The sequence below is a fragment of the Microbulbifer maximicatervae (SeqCode) genome, from assembly GCF_052467825.1.
Genome location: NZ_CP174327.1, coordinates 1,715,014 through 1,737,498, shown reverse-complemented (window position 1 = coordinate 1,737,498; position 22,485 = coordinate 1,715,014). Strand labels below are relative to the sequence as shown.

The following is a 22,485-nucleotide window of genomic DNA, read 5'->3' as shown; positions in this document are numbered from 1 at the left end:
TAATTAGGTAGCTCCGACGCCGATTGTTGCCAATGCGGTTGTAAGTTTTAGCTCGGATACAAGATGGTCAACGGTGTAATGACTCTTGAGATGAATCACACTTTGATAGCTACCCGCCTTGCCTGGCTCATCCGTTACTTGCACCCGAGACTCCCGTAGAGGGTATCGAGCCTGCATTTCCCAGGAAAGGTCATCCCTTCCCGTTGTGTATTCATCCAACCAATGCTGCAACTGCCGTTCGCAATCTGCAGCATTCATATAGGCACCCACCTTATCCCTTATCATTACCTTGATATAATGAGCAAATCGGGATGCACAAAGTATTTGTTGTAACATAGAGCTAATACGCGCATTAGCCGTGGCTGCTTTAGATGTGTATTGCTTCGGCCTTTGAAGTGATGGAACACTATTAAAGGCGCTGTAAGGAGTATCGTAACAATGACTCAAGCATACATACCCTAAGTCACTTAAATCCCGCTCAGCAAAATCAGTTACCAAAATTGAAGTGGCCATTCGGATCATGCCAGGAGTACTATCTGGCCTATAAGGCACCATTGGTAGCTGGGTTACCAGCCCTCCGCCCAGATGGTCACGTGCAACCCCTCTAATATGTGAAAACCAGCCAACTTCACTAAACTCTCTTAACAGTACGGCACCCAATGCAAAGCAGGCATTCCCCCATAAATAATTCTGGTTATGGGATGCCCGTACCTGCTCCTGAAACCTCAAACCACGATAGGATGAAAATTCCTGATTATAAGGTTCTCTCATCAAAACTTGAGGAAGTGTCAAAGCAATAAATCGGCTGTCTTCCAGGTCCCGAAGGCCATTCCATCGAATGTATTCTTTTTGACGGAACACTTCTGAAAAATTGATAGGCTTTGCTAGATCCGAAAAGTTGTCTACACCAAAAAGTTGCGGTGCTGATGCACAAACAAACGGTGCAAAGGCTGCGGCAGCAGTATGTGCGATGCCCTGCAAAGTAAAGACATCATCATAGGGGTGGTCAGGCAGTGGCCGATGGGATACATAGTAATCTCCAAGTAACAAACCAAATGGCTCGCCGCCTGGAGTGCCAAACTCTTCATTGTATATAAGATGAAACAGGCCAGATTGGTCAAAATCCGGGGCTCGCTCTATATCCTTCGCGAGGTCTTTCCAGCTGGCATCTAAGAGTTTGATTTTAATATTTTCAGCGTGGGGTGTATCAAACACCAATAAGGATATCCCCCGCCAGCTCGCTTCAAGTCTCTGAAACTTCTGGTGATGAATTATACAATTCAGCTGGTCACAGATTAGTTCGTCCAACTCGGCGATAATTCGACTCAGATAATGGCGAACGGAATAATTATCCCTATTTGTACAGGGGGATAACTCTGTGAGCCAATATTCAAATGCAAAAAGGTCATCCGGTTCCTGCAGAAATTTATGTAGCTCTCTCTGCTGCCCTCTCGCCAATTTCTCCGGTAGAACATCTGATTGATCTTCCGATATTTGGTCATGTGCTGCACGGGGCACCGGTATACTCCAACAAGAATTATTATTTGAATAAATAATGGTAAAACGCAGGCCTTGAACAAGGCCATGTGAAGAGAGAACCCGCCCCTAGAGGCGGGCCCGGAGCCTTATCCCGCAGATGGGATATTTGCCACCATGCGCAAGGACGTCGTCAATTCTTCCATCTGTAACCAGGGTCTCAGATAGGCAATCGCACTGTAACATCCAGGCTGACCCGGAATCTCTTTTACTTCTACACGCGCCTCAGAAAGCGGGTACTTCGCTTTCATTTCAGGGCTCGCGTCGGGGTTGGAGTTAGTGTATTGGGAGATCCACTTGTTCAACCAGCGCTCACAATCACCAGCTTCCATAAAGGAACCCACTTTATCGCGCGCCATTACCTTGAGGTAATGTGCAATACGAGAGGTCGCCATCAAATAAGGTAAGCGGGCAGAAATAGCTGCGTTAGCAGTGGCGTCAGGGTCATCGTATGCCTTCGCCTTTTGCGCACTTTGAGCACCAAAAAATACAGAGTAATCCGTATTCTTGTAGTGACACAGAGGCAAGAAGCCCTGAGCGCTTAACTCAGCTTCACGGCGATCGGTAATACCAATCTCTGTGGGACATTTCTGATCGAGATCCCCATCGTCACTCTTGAACACGTGAGATGGCAGCCCTTCTACTTTACCACCACCCTCAGCACCACGAATTGCAGTACACCAAGAGTTCTCAGCGAATGCTTTAGTCATGGTGGTACCCATAACATAAGAAGCATTCATCCAGCAGTATTGATCGTGCTCTGCCGGACGGGAAACGCCAGCTTCATCCACTTCAAACTCTTCAAAGTCAAAAGCTTCAATCGGCTTGGTGTTAGCACCATAAGGGGTACGGGCCAAAGTGCGCGGCATTACCAAAGTGACAAAACGGGAGTCGTCACTGTCACGGAAACTGCGCCACTTGATGTACTCGGCGGATTCAAAAATACCACCCAGATCTCTCGGCTTAGAAAGCTCCGTATAATCATCAAAACCAAACATGCCGGCACCGGCAGCAGCAACAAACGGACAGAAGCCAGCCGCAGCTACATTAGACATCTTGCTCAGAAGCTCGATATCCTCAGGGTGGCTGGTGAACTCGAAATCCCCGATCATTACGCCGTATGGCTCACCACCCGCAGTACCAAACTCTTCTTCATAGATTTTTTTGAAGGTCTGGCTCTGGTCGAACTCAACTGCCTTATCCAGGTCGCGGAAGAGCTCGCGCTTGCTCAGATTGAGCATGCGGATTTTCATGGTGGCGCCAGTTTCCGAGTTCATGACCAGGTGATTCAGACCACGCCATGATCCTTCCAGCTTCTGGAATTTCTCGTCATGCAAAATAGCAGATAGCTGCTGGGACATGGCCTTATCAATCGCGCTAACTGCTTTCTTGATGGTCTGGGTCAGGTTACGATCCCAGGTGACCGTCCCTTTCATTACTTGCTCTGTTAAATTCGCAAGCAAGTCTTGTGCTTCTTGAGGCTCAGTTTGTTTAGTTGCCGCAATCGCCTGGTCTAGGAGACTCGCCGATTGCTCTTCAGCTTCACTACCTGCAACATTTTCTACTTCAGTGCTCATTCTGAGTCCTCTCCTTTATCCTCATTCAAGCCCAACTGGTCAGAGATAGCGCTGACGTTTTCTGTGCTCTTGAGAATATCCTCAAGTACTTTTTCAAGCTCCTCAGAGCGATCAGCTTTACTCAGCAGATCACGTAGCTTGCTGCGTGCTTCGAGCAATTGCTTGAGGGGCTCAACCTGCTCAACAATTTGTTCTGGCGAAAAATCGTCCATATTGTTGAAGTCGAGATTAACAGCCATTTTACTGCCGTCACCCGATAAAGTATTTTCCACCTGGAGATCCAGTTTCGGATTAACTTTACCCATTACATCGTTGAAGTTATCGCGATCAATCTGGATAAACTTGCGATCTTTTAGAGCTTTGCGATTCTCTGCATTATCGCCAGAGTAATCACCCATAACGCCGGCTACAAAAGGAAGCTCCTTTTTGACTTCGGCTCCGTTAGTTTCAACATCGTAAGTGATATGTACACGCGGCTTACGCACGCGCTTAAGTTTGTTGTGGATGCTTTCAGACATCTAAGGTCTCCTTTCCGACTTTAGGGACTGCTGTTCTCAGTTAATTACCAACCAGTGCTGGCTTCTTCTTGCGGTTGCTCACCCCAACCATCATCAGAGACTGGCGCGGATACACTTTCAGTAGGTGTATCTGCGGCAACCGCAGGAGCTGATGAAGTGCCACTCGTAGTCACTGGTGGGGTTATATATTTTTGCGTATCCGTGCCATCGAGACGAACTCCCGTCAACTGGGAGTAAAGCGCCTTCGACTGGTCATCGGGTAGCAATTCAGACATCAATTGTGAGACGGTCATTCGTCCCCAGCCTATCAGCCTCTCCAGGCCGGGCGCCAGCGGCGTATGCGGCTCATAGGTACGAAAATACTTTGCCGCCTGTTCAAGCAATTTTAAAGCATCCTCTCTGGACACTACCGGACCGGTAGGAACAGCTACAGCAGTGGCAGCCACAGAAGCAACTGTTGCAGCTGCATTTCCAGCCTGAACTTCCCCTGTAGGCTCTTCTGATGATTCAGGCGCCACATCTTCTTGAATCTGCTCCAAAGACTCTAAGTGAGCCTTATAAATGAAGCGGCTTGTCCGCAACACTTCATCCAGTAGAGATGAAATATTCGTGGATGGGGGGGCATCATGGCCGCAGCTTTGTCGCAGGCTATCATTTATGGTCTTAAAGTGCCCCAGCGCAGCCTCGATTGTCTGGACGAGGTTTTGGGCCCACTCACCGCTCGCACTGTTTACACATTGATCAATTTGCTCAAGGTTATAACCCAACGTTTCTATTCGAGCAGCCTTGGCATCGTCATCTGCAATTCTGTCAGCATCCCGTGCCTGCTGGAATTGGAAGAATGAATAGTCCCCATAATCCCCTTCGGGAGTAATACCGGCACTGCGAATGGGCATTAGCAAAGTGCCATCACCACCATCACCATTCAAACCTGTCAGGGGGGCTACTTTTGTCTCAAGGCCATCTTCGTCTGGTAAGGGATACAAGCCGTCCCAATATTGCTCTACTAACGAGTCGATCACCTGCAGGCCATCTCTCAAGCCAATAAAGCCATGTAAGCGAATTAAGGCCTCGGTATACCAGCTGGCAACCTCTAAGTCCTTACTCTTTTTCCCTAGGATATTTTCTGCAGCTTTTGCTACATCCCTCCAAGGTGCGAGTAGGTCTGTATCTGCATCATCGAACATTGCGGAGCGTTCAGCAGCTCTTGCACTGTTGCGAGCATCTTTGATCGAGTAATAGTCAGAAGTTGGCGAACGATCCTCTCGGATATCTTCCCCTACGGGATTATCCTCTGAGATTGGAGCAACTAATTCATCGATATTTATCGTGTTTGGGAATGCCATCAATAAAGGCCCTTATACCGAATCAAATCCTTTAATCAGAATTCTGAGAAGAGTACACGTTGTAGATATCTAATCAAGGCAAATAATGCGCTTGGTACCTATTACTTTAAAAAACATGTTCAGTTGACAATTTTACGCTATTTATTTTTGTTAGATTTTGGCTTCTTATTCCAAGCCATTACATAGGAACTGATGTTGAATCGCAACTCCCCATACTAGTCGCAAGTTTAAATGTGGCAAAAATATGCAAAAACTCAGACCTACTCTTTTCAAAGTTCTCAAGAGATGACCACAAAAACACAGAATAGAAACTTTCCTGGCTCTGGAAGAAAGTGACCAAATAGCGAACTGGTGTTTTTACAACCTCAGCAGACATCTCATAAATATGACCATTTTGACTATTACTTATCAGTGGCTCAGGCCCAGATATAATAACGCCATTTTCCACTCTAGCCAGACACTGCTGTATTTGTGCTTTACCAAAATGCTCGATCGACAAGTCATGGGGAAGCAGGGATCGATCTTGCTTTAGAACTATCAAATAGCGACTTAACTCTGAACTTCCGGCCTGAATCACAGCTTCCCTATTCAGATTATCAAACCCTTGCCAACCGGCTGGAATACCAATAGAAGCTGTGCCATCTGTACTTTCCAAAAACTCCAGAGCAGGAGGTAACGGAGGGTCTCCACAATTACTAGACTTTTCAGTACAGTGTATTAATTGATCACCCAAACAGAGCTGTGTATGCCATCCCGCCTCCCAGAATTTTTTCATTAGTTGGCAGGCTTCTCTCCTATCTTCTGTGACTTTAACCTGAGAGTTTGTACCGCCCAGCAGCCCTTTTATCTGACTAAAGGCCAAACCAAATTCACGCCCCAATGCAGCTATTGCATAGCGTCTCTCTACAGAACCTCTTATTTCTCCGGTAAAAATTACTCCGTAAGACATATCTGTAACCTTAGCTTCCTGCTCTGACAATTTCTTTACAACCGAGAATCTCTGATACGACCATCCAAACTCAATTAAATTTTATAGGTTTTCTTGAGATTGATTTTTTTAAACAGATCCACGGGTGAAAAGTAAATTTCCACTCTTAGTATTAATGAATAATTTTTGCGTGATATCTTTTATGCAGCTCGCTCAGAGCTGAAGTTTGCTGCAAGGAAAACAAATGCGCATAAATGAAAGGTAAACAACCTGATTCACGCAACTCCAGGAAGGCTCTAGAATCAAGCTCCCCCAATCTCTCCTCTGAAATGCAATAAACACCTGTTAATTTATGCTTAACTTCACCTGGCAAATCTACATTTATTTGATTTTCTACCAGCAATTTAAACCGCGTTAAAAGAGCTACAAAGTTAGTGACCCGTATTTTTTGAAGGTGGATATTTTCCAAACGACGTTGCGCCTCTAACAAGTAGCTACTTGGCTTTCCATTTTCTTCAAACAGCCTTATAGCTTGAGAACTATTTTCGTTTGCGGTAAGCAAAGAAGATTCAACACAAATGTAAGCACTAGAAGAGTCACTCTGTTTGTATTTTAAATAAAAAGGATAAGTGCGGATAGTCGTGGGAATATACTCACCCAACCATTGATCTTCTTGCCAGAAAAGATTTTCCCCAGGAGTTACGCCAAGTAATGCACAGCTCTCAAGCTTTCCCGTCTCTTTTGATCGAGTAAATATAATAGGGCAGGCACGCGCTACCGGTATAAACTCAGGCAACAAAATTGGACAGACATGTAAACTCTTGCTATGGGAAAGATCACTTTTGATTAATTTACAATTACGGTGCTTCTTCTTGTCCAAGATAACCAGCTGTCTCACGCTGTGCCCTCAAATCCTAACTTATATTCTTCTGTAACTGCACACCAAGCATTGAGCTATAGAGCTCAGGGCTTGGCAGTGATGGGCACAGCAAGGTTGTCGGGGCCAAGTGTTGAGACCCCTCACTCCACCACAGACTATATGCGGAGTAGCTACTTTTGCTCATCTGCCCTAATAGACCTGCAAAACCTCTTTCCAGACTATTCGATTGACCTGTGGAGACGACAAAGTCTCCCTGTGCTGGAGGCAGAGAGATAATGCCCGCCCTGTCAGGGGGAGCACTAAATGCCTCACATAACTGGTCTGCATGTAGCATATTTTGCAGCGATGTAATTGCTAATTCAGACAAGCTCTGGAACCAGCTCTTAGCATCAGACATAAAAGCAAATGCATCCACTACCGGGGATAGCGGAGCAGCAAATGTCAACGGAAAATAGCGCCCAACACTGTCCACACTAGGTACTAAAATTCCGGCCCACGCATTGGCATCAATGATGCCTTTGCTGTGGACAAACCTCCAAACAGGACTGGTCAAGTAGTAGTCCAACCACTCTTGACCAACGAGTTCACGAGATCCAAATACCGCTCGTTGTAACCAGCCATCCCATACAGTGACAAAACTACCTGGCAGCTGCCGCTGAACAAAGTCCCCGTGACCCGGCAACTTACCAAAAATACCAACTGTATTTTGCAAATCATCTACTCCGTCTACAGGGTCTCAGGGCATCGATATCCGCGCAGTAAACTGCGGTCGAACGGATTGTTTACATTAGATGCAATCAATTTAAATTGAGCCTTTCGCCCTTCCTCAGAGAAAGTGACAAAGTGTTCTGCATTACTTCGCCCGGCTTCCAAATCTGAGCTCGCTAACAGTCTGTACCATGCCCAGTCCCCTTCAAAATGCTTGCGATGAACAGTCTCATTCAGATCTTCAAAGATAATGCGGACGCGATTACTTTCACCACCACGCCAAGTCAGCTTTTTAGTGGTTTTAGGGCCATGGGAGTAAGGAACTCGTTGCTCTCCAAGTTCAAGTTCAAACAAACGAACACTGGAATCCAGTTTCGTGGGCTCAATACGGAAGGAGTAAGAAGCTCCTTCGCCGGCACTGAAGAAAGTTTTTCGAATACGTTCAGCTCGACGCAACTGGGAAAGGGCTTCCCTTGAAAGGCTAATACCCTGCCCTTCAACGTATTTGATTTTCCAGTTTCTGGTATCCACAAATGGTTTCAGATACTGATTGACAAATTTCTCCTCAATACCACCTGGTTTGAAGTACTGGTTAAACTCCATCACCGGCACTTCCTGGTCACGGTCGCTGCGCAGTGGGTACCGGTTTGCCAGGCTATTGCTATAGCTTTGATAAACCTCTTCACGCCAGACACGGTTGATATGCGCCTTAGTCTTGGCCATTACCAGCCCCCAAGCGCTGTCAGCAATATCTGTCAGCCACTGGTCAAAAGGTGCTGGCGCATTGGCAGCCTTAACCCTTAACTGTTTAATCGCATCGCTACCGCCGGCAAAACGCGCTTTGGCACGTCCAAAGGCCGCTTGATTCGAATCGGGAGCGCTGTCGATCTCAGTGAGGTATTCCTGAATTTTATTAATAGTATCCAGGTATTCTTGGATACGCGCTGGCCGCCCCTTCTCACTCTGAGTGATTCGCTGAACCTCCTCAAACCTAACATCAACAATGTTTGGCTTGTAATGATCCTGCAAGGCACTGGTTGCACTACCCAGTGCGGCTTGTCCCAGCTTTCGAGTAGTACTGGATACAGGTAGAGGTACCCCAGAAGCATCGACTGGCACTTCAGGACGAAGGGTCAGACGAGTGTTATCTGAAGTTATCTCGGTAATCGCAAGCAGGGGTGAATAAATAGGATCAGACAACTTTGACAACACATCCAATGCCTGTGAAGTGCTACCAAACCTCTGTATTTTGAACCCGCCAAGGAAGCCCTGCCAACGCTGTAAGTACTCCCCAAGATAGATTCGTTTTACTTCCTCACCAAGCTTTTCACGGTCGGCTTCGGTAAAGTCCTCACCACTCAGATCTCCTCCATAAATCCAGCGTTCTTCAGCCATATTTGTCATCAGCTGAGAGTCTGCTCCAAAGTCCAGTTCTTTATAACCCGCCTTTGTATAGAGGAAGGGAATCGTGAAGTTTGGATTATTGGCTCCCATACCAAAAATTTGCTGAGTGTCTCCACCAATTTCCTGGTAGAGATCTACAGGGGTCAATCCGAAGTCACTATTTTGTAGTTGAGCAAATAACCGCTGAGGCACAGGGATACGACGCAGTTGTTGTCGCGCGCGAGCTACCACCCTCTCATTCTCTTCCATTGAATTGGGTAGAGGCTGAATAAATAGTTGATCTAGGTGGTAGCGCAGTTCTTCCTGCCTCCCAGCTTCACCGGGTAGCTGACGCTCCCAGCGAGCAGTGTAGTAAGCCTCTATGGTTTTCAAATCCATTTTATCTGGATTAAAAAACATCAAATAGGTTTTGAGAGTACTTACCAAGGCGGGATCATTACTTCCGAGACGACTTAAGTCACTCTCTATATCACGAAGTAAAGCGGGAAGATAAATAGTTTCTAATTTATGGCGATAGAGATCATTTGCCGCGGTATCAATTCTGGTGTCATAAAGTCCCAAATTGCCAATCCACGGATGTTCCTCACGATCGTAGACCGCACTAGCCCGCTTCAAAGGCTCTAACAAATTTAAGGCACTGATGGGCGTAATATTTTTACCTTTCAGCTCACTCTCTGCACCTTGGTACGCGCTGAGATTATCGCTAACCTCTCCCATGGATAATTTATTCTGTGCGAGACTGCCACTCCATAAGAAAATAGCTCCGACAAAGCCTCCCGCCAAAGTAGCAAAAACTCCCCGGCGTAACCAAAGGTTAGCTGACTCAATCCGGCGATTAACGCCTACTAATTCAGCCTCGGGGAAAACGACATCCTTCAATAGTCGATGCAAGAAAAAGCTCTTACCAACACCCTGGAATTTTGGCCCGACGCTACGCTCTAGTCCAAAATCAGCGGTTACGGAGGACATCATACGGTCAACAGGACTGCCCTCCTGAGTGCCACTAGTAAAGTAGACCCCTCTGACCATAGGGACGGTTTCGTAACGATTTGGACCGAAAGTCTGCTTTACAAAATCTGTCAAAATATCTGTAAGGCTTTCCATTCGGGCAGGAAAACCTTGCAACAACGCCCGCTTCTCTACATTCCTCTCCTGATGAACACGCCACAATACGCGTTGGTTCAAACGCTCTATCAGCTGCTCAAATTCTGCTTTGAAATTATCGAGAGGGGCCCCTACAGTGGCGTTAGCTTCACGGGGAAAACTCATTCCCCAAACTTGCTCACGCTCAGCTTGAGAGAGGTTGTCGAAAAACTCTGTAAAACCTGCAACTAAGTCACATTTTGTGAAAGTGAGATAAATCGGGAAGCGAATACCCAACTCTTGTTGCAGTTCATTTACACGCTGGCGGATAATTTTTGCCTGGTGTTGGCGCTGCTCTTCAGTTTGCACCATTAAATCTTGCAAGCTAATTGCAACCAGAGCACCATTGATCGGGCGGCGGCGGCGGTATCTTTTCAATAAGCTCAGAAAAGCTTTCCAAGCGCTATTATCGTAAACCCGGTGACTGTCCTGAGTCGTATAACGCCCTGCGGTATCAATTAAAACTGCATCATTGGTAAACCACCAATCACAGTTACGGGTGCCCCCTACCCCACCCAGGGCTTCCTTCCCATGACTCTGCGCCAGAGGAAATTCCAACCCGGAGTTCACCAGGGCTGTTGTTTTACCACAACCGGGAGGCCCAATAATGATGTACCAGGGAAGCTGATAAAGGGAAACTTGTCCCTTGTCAGATTTAAACCGAGCACTACGTAATACACCCATCGCTTCACGGAAGCGACCAGAAAGAGCATTCAACTCTTCCAGCGAGCGTTCTTCGTCTGGATCTGTAGAATCGGCTTCTTGTGATTCCTCAATGCCTTTTATTAAAGCCTGGTTTTGGCGTCTCTCTACCAACCATTGGCTAATATTCCACACAAGCCAAATAGCAAAAATAAAAACAATAATAGTTAGCCGGACAGAGTGAGAAAGCGTGGCATTATCACTACCAAACTTAATGTAATCAGCCGCAAACCAAATGAGGAGGGAAAGAGCTGAGAGCCCTATGAGCCCCAACACCCACTTATTGGTAAAAAAGTTACGCAAGCGTTTCATGAATTGCTCCGTCTTCCAGGGTATCGACCATACCCAGGATCAATATCAGCCCGAGTGTTACCCTTCTCCTTGCGGAGACTCATCATCACTTTTGGACAAATCTAAAATCTGGTCCGCGACCGGTGTCGTCGTTTCATAGAGCCACCAGCGATAACCACTATAAGTTGCAAGTAACAATCCCAGGACAACACTCATAATCACCCAGAGGGGTATATAGTGAATCAGCCGGGATTTTCGCTCTACGCATCCTTGCCAACGCGGCGAAAGATCTCGGTCCATTGGCTGCTTGTGCTGTTCAATTGTTCTGTAGAGCTCATCACGAATCTGTTCTATTTGTTCGTGTCCACGCTGTACGAGCCGATACTTACCCTGAAAGCCCAAGCTCAAACACAGGTAAAAAAGCTCAAGGAGTTCCAAATGACTTGCGGGAGTTTCCAGCATGCGCTGCAAAATGACAAAACACTTCTCCCCTCCAAAAGTCTCTTTGTGAAATAGGCTAAGTAGAGAGTGCTGGCTCCAACCGCTAGCTGTACCCCAAGGCGTGGTCAAAACAACCTCGTCCACGACGGTACATAGTAAGTAACGGGCTGTTAGCACTGATTCAGGTGTTAAAGCCAGTTGCTTTGCCTCACGCTCGAAGCTTTGGATTTCCGTAGTAAGTCGCTTGTGCAGATCAGGTACGTTGGCGTGATTCATCGTTGTGCGCAATTTGATAATTACGCCTAACAATTTCGAAGCCGCAGACACCAATGGATTAAGACTGTTGCGGACCTGAGCCTCGACCGGGGCATCTTGGCTGGCAAAGAATTGTGGCTGAGCCTGAGCTGCTGCCGGTGCTGCTGCGGCACCGGGTGTCGGTATCAAAACCGTTCTATCCCCAGCATTAGGGGCCCGTGGAGGAGTAAAGCTGTCATTACTCATATTAATTATTCCTTATGGCCCAGAGTTCCATAGTTAATCCAGGGAACTCTGCGCCCAGATGCACTGCAAAACCACCCGAGCGAGTCATGGCCTGCCATAACTCTCCACTGCGCTCCACCTCAAAGTAAGTGAACCCTGCGTGATAGGGGATTTGTCGAGGAGCCACGGGAAGTGGGCGCAGAGTCAAGCCAGGCAACTGCGCAGAGATAAGTTCTCTAATCGCCTCAACTGGGGCAACCTTTGCCTGCGTGGGGAAGCGGCTGCGCAATAGATCGCCAGGCATATCCGCTTTTGCGGCCATAATAAAACTGGCTGATTTTAATAATGAAGGATCGGTAACCGGAGCAACATATATCCCGAATTTGCGCTGCACCAATTCCATTGCAATCGCTGTTTGCTCCAGTACTGTGGAGAGCGACTGCCTAAGTGCTGAAAACAGCCCAGCAAAGCTTACTTGCAGATCCTCATGTGCATACACCGGAATTTCTGGAGGGCGCTTAGACTGAGCAGTAAACGTCGAAAGTTCGCCTGCCAACTGCAATAATTCAAGAAATAAGTTGTGCGGATGTAATCGGGGCTGAGCCGTGATCTGCTTTAATAAGGGTTCAAAGCGGTTAATAACCTGCAGTAACAAATAATCAGCAATTTCTGCAGATCCGCTTCTTCCGCTGTCGCTCAAACGATGACCCAGAGCCGAGCCTCGATGGTCGAGCAATCCTTTTACTTCTTCAATATATGCATTGATAACCGCAGAAGTCTCCGCATTTAACAGCGGTGGGATATAGTCGGAATCAAGCTCTACCGGCTTTTCTGGTTGGCGCTCTTTAATTCGGGCAACTCCAACCGCAGCATAGCCACTCAGATCATCACTACCTAATTTGAGACAAGCTCTTAACTTTCCGACTTGGATACGCGCGGACTCACCAGAAGACGCCGCACTATTACGGGCATCAAAGTTCGAAGCCTGATAACGTGCCTGCGGGAAGTCCTCTTGATCTCGAATCGACTCCTGGCTACCTGGGCGCTTCATCGGCACACATAAGTAGACTATTTCATCACGAGTATTAACCGGAACATCCAGAACATCCGGCAAATGCTCATTTTCAGGGGCAAGTATCGGGGTACCATCGGGAAAAACAGCTTTCACTCTCGATAGAGAAATTTTTCCCATCGATAATGGCTCACTATCGATCGCCAGCTCTACAATCCCCCAGGTATAAGGCCCGAGCGGAGCTGTGCGCGCTTCGACAAGCTGTTCGAGATAGCGATCCTGCTGTTGAAAATGCTGAGGGCGTAAAAACATGCCCTCGCTCCAGATCACTTTATTGTTTGCCGACATAAATGTTCCTTAAAAAGCTCTCGTAATATTTCCAGGGCAGCAATTTTTATTGCCCGGGCAATAATTTCTGCCCTATTGAGACCGCTGCATATCAGGGAGCGTTTTTTTCATTCTTTCATAATCTTCTTTGGAGATTGTTACTGTTTCCCCACTATCATCTTCACTGCCACGAGTAGTCAATTTTGCTCGACGACGCTTGGCAATATCATCTGGTGAACCAATTCGTACATCAGCCAGCGATACTTCATATTCATTTTTTTTGTGGTCTGTAATTGGCAGCACCATTAGTGCCTCTGCATCCTGATACTGTACAAACTCAGCTAGAAGCCCGATATATTTTACGTCCGGCGTTAAAGCCAGTTCTTCTATACGCTGTTCCCCTGGAGCAAACTCTTTAAGGATTACAGTATCAATCAAATCCTTGCCGAGGCGGGATTGAGCATTCTCGTAAAGGTTAAGAAAATCTTCACGGGCAAACTGGCGCTCGTCCGCGAGCATAAACACTCGTATAACAACGGGAGAAGCTCGGCCATCATCATCTGGGTTCACGTCATTCTGTGTCTCTACAACCAACTCGAGACTGGTATCCAGATTTAGAGTCCGCCTCGTTGTTTGGCAACCAACAACTGCAACTGCCAAAACAGCGATTAAACTGACCTGAAATAATTTTTTTATCGACACAAGCAATTCCCTCTTTTCCGTCAACTTATTAATTTTTAATGCTTCGCGCATTTTTTAACTCTGATAATTGATTTTCATAAGTAACTGCAAATTCATCACCAAACAACTTGCGATAGCAATTATCCGGATCACCAACTAGCTCCCTGTAAATTGCAGTAAATCCTTCCCATTTTTTTGCATTTTTGTTTCCAAAAACGCCGGAAGTATTCCCCAGTCTGCGCTCAATATTTTCTGGGCTAAAGAATTTGAGCATGGCGTTGTAACCTGCTCTCATTCCAGCCAAAACCGCAACTTGATGATCCGACAAATCATCAAAACTATCCTTCACTGCCTCAGCGGGATTCATAAAAGCACCGGTACCCGCAAACATGGCTTCCAATGCATCCCGTTCCGTAGCACTAAATTTCAGCGGATTATTAGCTTCCGTTTGAATCATGGTTCGCTGCACACGCAGCTCATTCTTTATGCTGTTTCTTGCGCGCAAAAGGTCAATAAGACGAGCTACTGTTTCCCGGACAATTTCAGCTGCTTGCTGGTCCGCCTGTTGCAACTGGACCGTGTTCATATTCAGGCCGAGAGTAGATGCAAAAACGCTCCCCCCTGAAGAACCTGTGGGCTGAGTTACTGGGGATTGCTGTAAATGCGAAAACTGCTGAGCTTGGGCAGCCAAATCCAGTTGTGGATTTGGTTTTGGCTGTAGTTGCGGTTGCGGTTGCGGTTGCGAGGACGATTGCCCGGAACCAAACCCTGGAGCGCCATCAACTTGTTGCCCCTGCATAGCAGCGAAAGAGTCTGCAAAGGGGTTATCTTGAGCAGGCGGAGAAATTGGTTGCTGATTAAACCCTTGGGGCTGCCCTAACGGCTGAGATTGCATTGCCTGTGGCTGTAGCTGTAGCTGTGGCTGTGGCTGTGGCTGTGCCTGTGGCTGTGGCTGTGGCTGTGGCTGTGGCTGCATAGCCTGAGGTTGTGGTATCGGAGTTGCGACAGGTTGCTGTGAAATCCCCTGGAAACCACCCATAGGAACTTGCGGCTGCGGAGATACCACTTGAGATTCAGGCACCGCAACCGTCTCAACGACAAGTTCCGGTACCGGCTGGGGATTTATTTGCATTGAGTGCTGGTCAGCTGGCACATGATCATCGTCACTACCATCTTTCCACCACTCATCATCAGACCATTGATTACTGGATTGCTGCTGACCCGTAGAACCCACTAAGCCACCGACGGGTGACATCTCAGGAGCACCACCAACAAGACCAGACGGGTCAGATTGGCCAAAGGCAGCAAGTGGGTCCAGAGGGCCCGATTCCGAGGTGAGAAGACTATCGCTAGTTGGGGTGTTAGCCTGATTACCCAGCCCAATCGAGCCCCACTCCCCAGTTTGAGCCACATCTGACTGCGGGCTGGAACCCGGCTCAAGCCAACTATCCAATTCTTTCGCTTCTGCCTGGCTTTGCATTTTTGCCATGGCATCCGCGCTGAATGTTGTTCGATCCGAGGTATCGAGAAAATCTGCACTTCCCAGACCTTTGGGAAGATCTCCCTCTTCCTTAGGCTGTCGCAGTGAAACTTTCAATTTATATTCCCCGAGAACGATCATGTCGCCCTCTTTTAATGGGACTTGATTTCCCTTTCCTAACGGATTTTCTGAATCATTGTAATAGGTTCCATTAGTACTAGTATCTACCAGAAAAAACTGATTATCGGTAAAGGAAATCTGTGCGTGTTTTGAGGAAACCACTCGATCTGGATCGGGTAAAACCCAATAATTATCGGCAGAGCGACCCAAACTGCCACCAGCTTTCGTGAACAGTTTTGTATGTTTAAGCATATTGGCGCCAGAAGGGTCGGCCAATACTGATAGAATTAGATCCATTTATTCCTGACTCACAATAGTGGTTTATTCATAGTCTTCAGGTAGATTTTTGCCTGCGTATACCTGTAAAGATCCAATCCCTACACTTACACCCAAGGGCCTTTGAGGGTACCGCCACCCAGAGAGCTAAAGCTCGGAAGAATGACTTGATCCCGCCCTTGCACCGAACGCATAGTGCTAATACCAGCCTGCATAAATTTTGCAGCTGCCCTATCTGTCAGGAGCGCTTCTGCACAAGGCGTCAATAATTCGCCATTAGGTAACTTGCGTAAATGAAGGGGTAAGTCTTCATAGCTTGCAGACGAAGGGGGCTGTAATTTGCCAGTTTGAGAAAAGCCTTGGCAAACCGCTAACCCCAATAAATAAACACTATTCCCCCAAAGATAATATTCATGACCCTGCTCTGGGGTTAATTCTTCAAAATTGAAATACTCTGTTGTAGAAGTATTTTTCCCAAAGGGGAGTCTCAGCATAAATCTGGGAGCTGCCAACGCAACATGCTCACTAGCGGAGTATTCACGGACTGCCTGCCAACTTTCCGCAAACTGATCGCTCAACGGATAGTACCAATCATCGGGATCTACTGAACCTGACAAATTTGGACAGCCTGCTAATTTTGGATCCCCACCCAATAAAAGTGCACTTCCCGCAGCCTCTGCAATCGTGGATAAATCTATCAGCAGGTGAAGATCTCGCTCCTCATCAGTAACAAAGTAATCCCCAATGACCAGGTTATAGGGGATATTCCCAGAAGCTGTTTCACGCTCAACCAGTAACTTAAATGTCTGCGATTTTTCCAAGTCGCTTTCGGCTTCAGCAAAATCAGCTAGAAGCTCTTCTTTACTGACGTCTATTAAGTAAAAATCCAGGTTCCCGTGCTCTTCAACACGTCTCAACAAAAGTTGCAGACTCAGCCAACTAGCCTCTAACTGACGAAAATCACTGTGATGCATCAGTTTACGCATCGCATCAGACGTAGCTTCAGCCAGGGCATTTAGATATTCACCCTGGCGGGGGTCCTCACTTTTCTGCACATAAGGAGCGACAATATCTTTGATGAGCTGGTCAACCTGGAAGGTGTTTTGACCTTCCTTTGCATTACGCTCTCGACCGGCAGCCAGGATTTCATCCAATATCGACTGCTCGCTATCTCGCTGACCCAAGCCCTGCTGAGCGGCCAACTCTGGTTTCCACTGTTGAATTTCCTCAGCTGCCTGCTGGAACTGACGCGGATCGAGCAGCCTGCGCTCCAGCTCAATAAACTTCTTAAACAGTGGCAAACGGCTATAAAGGTAATCTGGGTGTAAATCATCAAAGCATGGTAATCCCAGAGGGCGATCCAGTACGGGCAACTGCAAACTCACACCTAGATCAGCAAAAACGCCCTCAAAGGTATCGCGGTTCAACAGGTATACCCTTCGACTGGAAATCGTTTCGGGTTCACACTGGCGGCGACTCGCTCTCCCGCTGAAATCACCCAGGATCGCAACTTTCAATCTATCAGTGCCAAAATCCATAACTGGTTTTTCCTTATTGTTATCGCCAAGGATCTGAAATCCCGTTGAAATGCTGGGCCTACTCACAATTTGTCACCTGCTGACAGGGCTTAATTACCCTACTTCTTATGGCCTTTTAACGCCCTCAACCCGACATTAGGTTTTCGCTAGGCAGTTTCTTTTGGTTCTTTTTCGACTTTATTTGCTTTTTTAGGGCGACCACGCTTAAGCGGTCGTACTCTTTGGTTAACAATCTGCTCAATTTTCTCTTTAAACGCATCCCCGCCGAGCACATGACCTAACTTAATCGTTTCAGCGATATAGTCGAGCAACTTTCGATCAAAGCTATACTGAAATAACTTCCTGTAAGATTGCGCTCTCTCCACCACTGTATCCCCAAGAGATAGATACAAGCGGTGATCCTTGATCAAATTATCTTTCTTAATGTTTGCGTGATGGTTAAAACTTGACCACTCGTAATCCTCAAGGGAGTCTGACAATCCCAAATACAGTGGGCGCAACTCTACGTATCTGTAACAGGTCAACAAATACGCATCAGAATCAATCAAGCTGGACTTATAGCGTCCTCGCCATAGTGTTCCGGAGCGCTTGTAACGGTGATTGACAAACTGCACATAGCGACGCCCAAGGGATTGCATCATAGATGATATCCCATCCGGTATCGTGGGCGTAGCTATGATCTGGATCATATTGGGCAATAAAACATATGCGTGAACATCAACGCCATATTGGTCTGACGCGTTACGCAAACTAATCAAATAATATTGATAATCTTCCTCGTCAAAGAAGCAGGGCAGATTGTTGTGGCCTACCTGCACAATATGCTGGGGAACATTTATCAAATTGAGCCTGGGCAAACGGGGCATTTTGCCTATGGGTCCTTTTTTAGCTGGCTTAAAGCCTTTTCTGTAGAGAGGTAAGGCTCTTATTATCGCAAATCAGTGAAAAGTATTTCAAACTTGGTATGCGAGCAAGTTAACATTAGCCTCGGTGATCGGTTGTAATAATATTACGCCGCATTGTATTGCTTTTTATTAAAGGGGAGTTGCACCAGACATGGATCAAATTAGTCTGGCGGTCAACGGGCGCACTGACATTGGTCAGGTTCGTGAGGAAAACGAAGATAGCATTCGCTGGTACGCGTCGGCGGAGCAGCCTTTTGCCTATATTGTGGTAGCCGACGGGATGGGCGGTTACACCGGTGGCGCCACCGCCAGTAAAATTGCAGCTGAGACGGTTCAAGCCCATCTCGATGACCTGCTGAAACACACTTTTTTCTCCTGCACGTCTGAACAGCAACAGCTTATATTGCGCGCCACCCTAATCGACGCAGTCAACAGCGCAAATACAGCTCTAATCAATACCAAAAACCTGAACCCCCAGTTTTCCAATATGGGAACAACTTTGGTTGCCGCGGTCATGTGGCGCGACTTTTTAATCGTTGCACATATTGGCGATTCTCGCGCATACCTGTGGAACAATTATGGATTGCAGCGCCTTACACGAGATCACAGCGTTGTACAGGAGATGATTGATTCAGGTCAATTAACCCCCGAGCAAGCCAAAGAGTCCAATGTCCGCAACCATATTACCCGTGCCTTGGGGGTTTCCAGCAGTGTAGAGGCGGATATAAATAGCTGGAAACTCACGCAAAACGCACTCCTTTTGTTATGTAGCGACGGGCTCACTGAATATCTTGATGATCATGCGATAGAGCGCGTACTGGCCACTCATCGTCCGGCATTAGAGTGTGTATATCGTTTTATTGACGATGCTAATCGCCTAGGTGGGCGCGACAATATTACTGCAGGAATATTGGAATATTCTTCACAATCATTGCGTCAAATACTCCCCCACGAACAAAGTGTTACCGAACGTCCCAGTTCTTCTGACGTAACAATTAGAAAGTTACACCGCTAATTTGATTTACCGGATACTGTAATATGACACCGGAACGTCTAACCCAGCTAATACCTAACTTACTCAATACGCTTACCCCTCCGACAATTACTCTTTCTCATGAGAGCCCTGCATCGGCTGTGCGCTGGCTCTCTCAGGTCGAACATACTTTAAAAAACATCTCACCCACTCCAGTGAATGAGGGCTTTTGGCCAAAGCTGCCAAGTATCACGTCTAATCGCTTTAGTATCGATTCAGCACCAATATTACCCCTCCTGTATGAAGCTGAAGACAACCCCACGCAATTCACCAATACCCCTGGTATTAACCCCGAGAACGAGGTGGTACCAGCTTTAGATCGTTGCCATCGAATTAACGGGCACGTCGTTACCGCAACAGGGGAAGTCGCTTTCGAGCGAACAGACGTACTTATTCCTGGACCGCTGCCGTTTGAATGGAAACGATATTTTCGCTCCTCTCTCAATGAGGATACTGGCATTGGTGTGGGCTGGCGGCACTCTCTCAGTGAAAAGCTTGTCGTACACGATAACGTTGTAAAGCTGGTTTCTGCCGAAGGGAGGTCTGTAAAATTCAAATTACCCGCCATTGGTCACGGGTGCTACAACCGCTTTGAGCGGTTGATGTTATTCAGGCAAAGCCTGCACAGTTATCGATTGACGACATTCAATCAGCATCACAAAATATTTCGCGCTGATGGTGTAAATAGCGCTCTACCACTTGTAGAAATCAGGGATCAATTTGGTAACGCCATAACAATCGACTATCAGGAGGGCCTGCCTAAGAAAATGGTCAGCTCCTGGGGTCGTGTTATTGAATTTAAGTGCCAGAACGGTCATATCCATAATTTAATAAATAGCCACGCTGCCGAAGGACAAAGTGATCTCTGCAGCTACAATTATCAAGATGGTCAACTACTCGAAAGTTGTAGCGGCCTTAAAAAAGAAAGATACCAATATAACAATACACAGTTAGTACAGTTAAATAATAGCCAATCTGGAATTTATCAATTTACCTACGATGCACACGGCCGGTGCCAGCTAATACAGTCCAATGAATTAATCACCAGTCTAAACTGGCACGCAAGTCATAATACCTGTACGGTCGAGTCAGAGCTGTCCGGTCCCATTTTTATACGCTTTAACAAGTTCGGCCAGAGAATTTCTGAACAGCAGCAATCTCGTAGCCTTAGCTGGCTTTTTGATTCCTACGGCAATCTCAGTGAAGAAATTCAGGCCAGCGGCCATAGGCTTTTCTTCCGTCACGATGAATTCGGCCGGCTTGTCCGATACACCTCTCACAATATTAGTAATCGATATCTCTATGATGATCGCGGCTATTTACAAGCGGCAGTTATCAATGGAGAGACCCTATGGCAATACAAGTTTAACGAGAAGGGACGCCCAGAACGTATCGTCGACCCGGCAAAACAAGTTTGGCTGTTTCTCTATACAGATAGGGGGCAGATCACACAGATTCAGGACCCAGAGGGAGGCAAAGTGGACTTCAGCTGGGATGGGCAAGGCCAGCTGCAGTCCGTTCGTAGAGACGATAAAGTCCTAAGCTTTGAGTACGACCACTGGCAACGAATCACTTCGCTTAAAATGAATGGCGAAGTATGGCGTGAGTGGAGTTATGGCAATGCGGGCGAATTGCGTGAAGCCCACTTGGGTATTCACCAGTACGGTCTGGACTACTCTGAACGCGGCCTGCCCAATGCTATCCACGGAGACAGTGGCCAGAGTATTCTTTGTGATTATGACAACGCGGGCCGCCCGTGCCATATCAATTTCGCTGATGGTAACAACTGGGAATTAATCTACAGCCCTAGGGATGAACTCACCAGCCTGGAGAGCCCCGTAGGGAATTACTACTGGGAATATGATCACTACGGGCAATTAGTTAGCCACGAGGCACCACAGGATCGAACTTGGCGTTGGCATTACAATATAGACGGCAGCCTGCATGAATATTGTGATAATGACTCTCGCTGGTACTTTAATTATAACAACAGCGGTGTATTAACCGGTATTCGCAATAACAGTGGCCAAAATAGTGAGTTCCACTACGACCAGCATAACAGGCTGGTACAGGCAGATAATGCCCTTTCCTCAGTGCGCTTTAAATACGACAGCCGCGGTCGGGTAACCGCAGAGCATCACGACAGTGCCGATATCCGGGATTTCAGTCTTCAGTATCAATATGACAAACGCGGCTGGTTAAAGAGTGCCAGCTCCGACAATCTCGACTTGTCTTATACATTCGCCCCTTGTGGAGCCCTGTATGGCATCGATGCCAATGGTGAAGCCATTGTTCGCACCGAATCCAAAGGCCAAGATATGCTCCAGGTTCAAGGAGAGGTTCGCAGTAATCACAAATATTTATTTGGGCGCCTGGTAGGTATGGAGTCCGGTCAAGCATTTTCCTGGCACTTTGATAAATCCCCTCCCCTGCAAATGACCAACCCGCTGCGGGCACAGCAAAGTCCGACTCAACCTCAAACAGAAAGTGACAAGCGCGGCAATATTATTAGTGAAAGCAACATACCAGGCCGCAAGGATTATCAATACCAATACGACGGCTGGGGCCTGATGAGCCATGCGGAGTGCGGGGAATTTAAAACCTACTTCCGCTACGACCCCTTCGGTCGGCGCTTAAGCAAGACATGTACCCACCGAAAATCAACCCGCCAGCGCCGCGTTGTCACTATTTGGAGCAGCCTGGGTATCTGGGGGGAAATTCACAATATTGACGGCAAGTCCCGAGGTTTAAGCCATTGGATTCACCAACCCCAAACCAATGCCATTCTCTGCCAATGGACTGCCGACAATATTGAGCATTACCTTTCCAACCCCGACGGCAAGCCACTCGCGATTTTTGATACTCAAGGTGCCGCTCAGTGGTCACAAGGTGGGGAGGCTGGAGAGAAAGGAAAAGACCCCCACAATCAAGGGCCGAGTGCCTGGCGGGGAACTAACTTACTCGCGGATGTAGAGACCGGGCTGTGGTACCACCCCTCAGGCTACTGGAGCCCTGCCCTCGGTATCTGGCTAAATGGGGAGCGCTCTCATAACCTGACGACTTCTGCCCAATCAATCGGGCAGCTGTAGCGAAGTACTCGGGCAGCTGCATCAACATTTGCTGCCCGGGTCAACTCTTATCTACCTATACACTATGGGT

At 47.2% G+C, this 22,485-nt stretch carries 16 protein-coding genes; 2 read left to right on the top strand and 14 right to left on the bottom strand.

The features are described 5' to 3' along the window. Positions 1-3 precede the first annotated feature (3 nt). The 14 genes from tssC (ACJJII_RS07770) to ACJJII_RS07705 form a co-directional block, all read right to left on the bottom strand. Positions 4-1,518, bottom strand: a complete 1,515-nt coding sequence (gene tssC / locus ACJJII_RS07770; protein WP_444906606.1) for a type VI secretion system contractile sheath large subunit — start codon at positions 1,516-1,518, stop codon at positions 4-6. Between the two features lie 107 nt (positions 1,519-1,625). Beyond that, on the bottom strand, positions 1,626-3,113 hold the full coding sequence (tssC, locus tag ACJJII_RS07765; protein ID WP_444918828.1) for a type VI secretion system contractile sheath large subunit: 1,488 nt from the start codon (positions 3,111-3,113) through the stop codon (positions 1,626-1,628). Continuing rightward, on the bottom strand, positions 3,110-3,631 hold the full coding sequence (gene tssB / locus ACJJII_RS07760) for a type VI secretion system contractile sheath small subunit (protein WP_444911959.1): 522 nt from the start codon (positions 3,629-3,631) through the stop codon (positions 3,110-3,112). The genes tssC (ACJJII_RS07765) and tssB overlap by 4 nt, the downstream gene beginning before the upstream one ends. Before the next feature lie 44 nt (positions 3,632-3,675). Next, a complete protein-coding gene (gene tssA, locus ACJJII_RS07755) occupies positions 3,676-4,977 on the bottom strand; it encodes a type VI secretion system protein TssA (RefSeq protein ID WP_444918827.1) in 1,302 nt (433 codons plus the stop codon). A gap of 178 nt (positions 4,978-5,155) precedes the next feature. Then, positions 5,156-5,956 (bottom strand): hypothetical protein, encoded by an 801-nt coding sequence (locus ACJJII_RS07750; RefSeq protein WP_444918826.1) that lies wholly within the window; start codon positions 5,954-5,956, stop codon positions 5,156-5,158. Positions 5,957-6,077: 121 nt separating this feature from the next. Next, positions 6,078-6,803 (bottom strand): SapC family protein, encoded by a 726-nt coding sequence (locus ACJJII_RS07745; RefSeq protein ID WP_444918825.1) that lies wholly within the window; start codon positions 6,801-6,803, stop codon positions 6,078-6,080. A gap of 16 nt (positions 6,804-6,819) precedes the next feature. Then, positions 6,820-7,497 carry a type VI secretion system-associated protein TagF gene (gene tagF, locus ACJJII_RS07740; RefSeq protein WP_444911956.1) on the bottom strand — a complete coding sequence of 226 codons (678 nt, stop codon included), beginning with the start codon at positions 7,495-7,497 and terminating at the stop codon, positions 6,820-6,822. Positions 7,498-7,511: 14 nt separating this feature from the next. Then, on the bottom strand, positions 7,512-11,054 hold the full coding sequence (gene tssM, locus ACJJII_RS07735) for a type VI secretion system membrane subunit TssM (protein ID WP_444918824.1): 3,543 nt from the start codon (positions 11,052-11,054) through the stop codon (positions 7,512-7,514). A gap of 57 nt (positions 11,055-11,111) precedes the next feature. Then, entirely contained in the window at positions 11,112-11,975 is an 864-nt protein-coding gene (gene icmH / locus ACJJII_RS07730) for a type IVB secretion system protein IcmH/DotU (RefSeq protein ID WP_413664109.1), read from the bottom strand. 1 nt (position 11,976) lies between these two features. Continuing rightward, a complete protein-coding gene (gene tssK / locus ACJJII_RS07725; RefSeq protein WP_413664108.1) occupies positions 11,977-13,314 on the bottom strand; it encodes a type VI secretion system baseplate subunit TssK in 1,338 nt (445 codons plus the stop codon). 72 nt (positions 13,315-13,386) lie between these two features. Then, a complete protein-coding gene (tssJ, locus tag ACJJII_RS07720; protein WP_413664107.1) occupies positions 13,387-14,046 on the bottom strand; it encodes a type VI secretion system lipoprotein TssJ in 660 nt (219 codons plus the stop codon). Beyond that, positions 14,024-15,871 carry a type VI secretion system-associated FHA domain protein TagH gene (gene tagH / locus ACJJII_RS07715; RefSeq protein ID WP_444918823.1) on the bottom strand — a complete coding sequence of 616 codons (1,848 nt, stop codon included), beginning with the start codon at positions 15,869-15,871 and terminating at the stop codon, positions 14,024-14,026. The genes tssJ and tagH overlap by 23 nt, the downstream gene beginning before the upstream one ends. 86 nt (positions 15,872-15,957) lie before the next feature. After that, positions 15,958-17,454, bottom strand: coding sequence for a type VI secretion system contractile sheath domain-containing protein (locus ACJJII_RS07710; protein ID WP_444918822.1), 1,497 nt, complete (start codon positions 17,452-17,454; stop codon positions 15,958-15,960). A gap of 80 nt (positions 17,455-17,534) precedes the next feature. Next, positions 17,535-18,254, bottom strand: coding sequence for a transposase (locus ACJJII_RS07705; protein WP_413664104.1), 720 nt, complete (start codon positions 18,252-18,254; stop codon positions 17,535-17,537). A gap of 190 nt (positions 18,255-18,444) precedes the next feature. On the opposite strand from ACJJII_RS07705, the gene ACJJII_RS07700 reads away from it, so the two are divergent. Together ACJJII_RS07700 and ACJJII_RS07695 are read left to right on the top strand one after the other, a co-directional pair. Beyond that, the gene (locus tag ACJJII_RS07700) at positions 18,445-19,308 is read left to right on the top strand and encodes a Stp1/IreP family PP2C-type Ser/Thr phosphatase (RefSeq protein ID WP_413664103.1); all 864 of its coding nucleotides are present in this window, start codon (positions 18,445-18,447) and stop codon (positions 19,306-19,308) included. A gap of 23 nt (positions 19,309-19,331) precedes the next feature. Further along, a complete protein-coding gene (locus tag ACJJII_RS07695; protein ID WP_444918821.1) occupies positions 19,332-22,415 on the top strand; it encodes a DUF6531 domain-containing protein in 3,084 nt (1,027 codons plus the stop codon). The last annotated feature ends 70 nt before the right edge of the window (positions 22,416-22,485 follow it).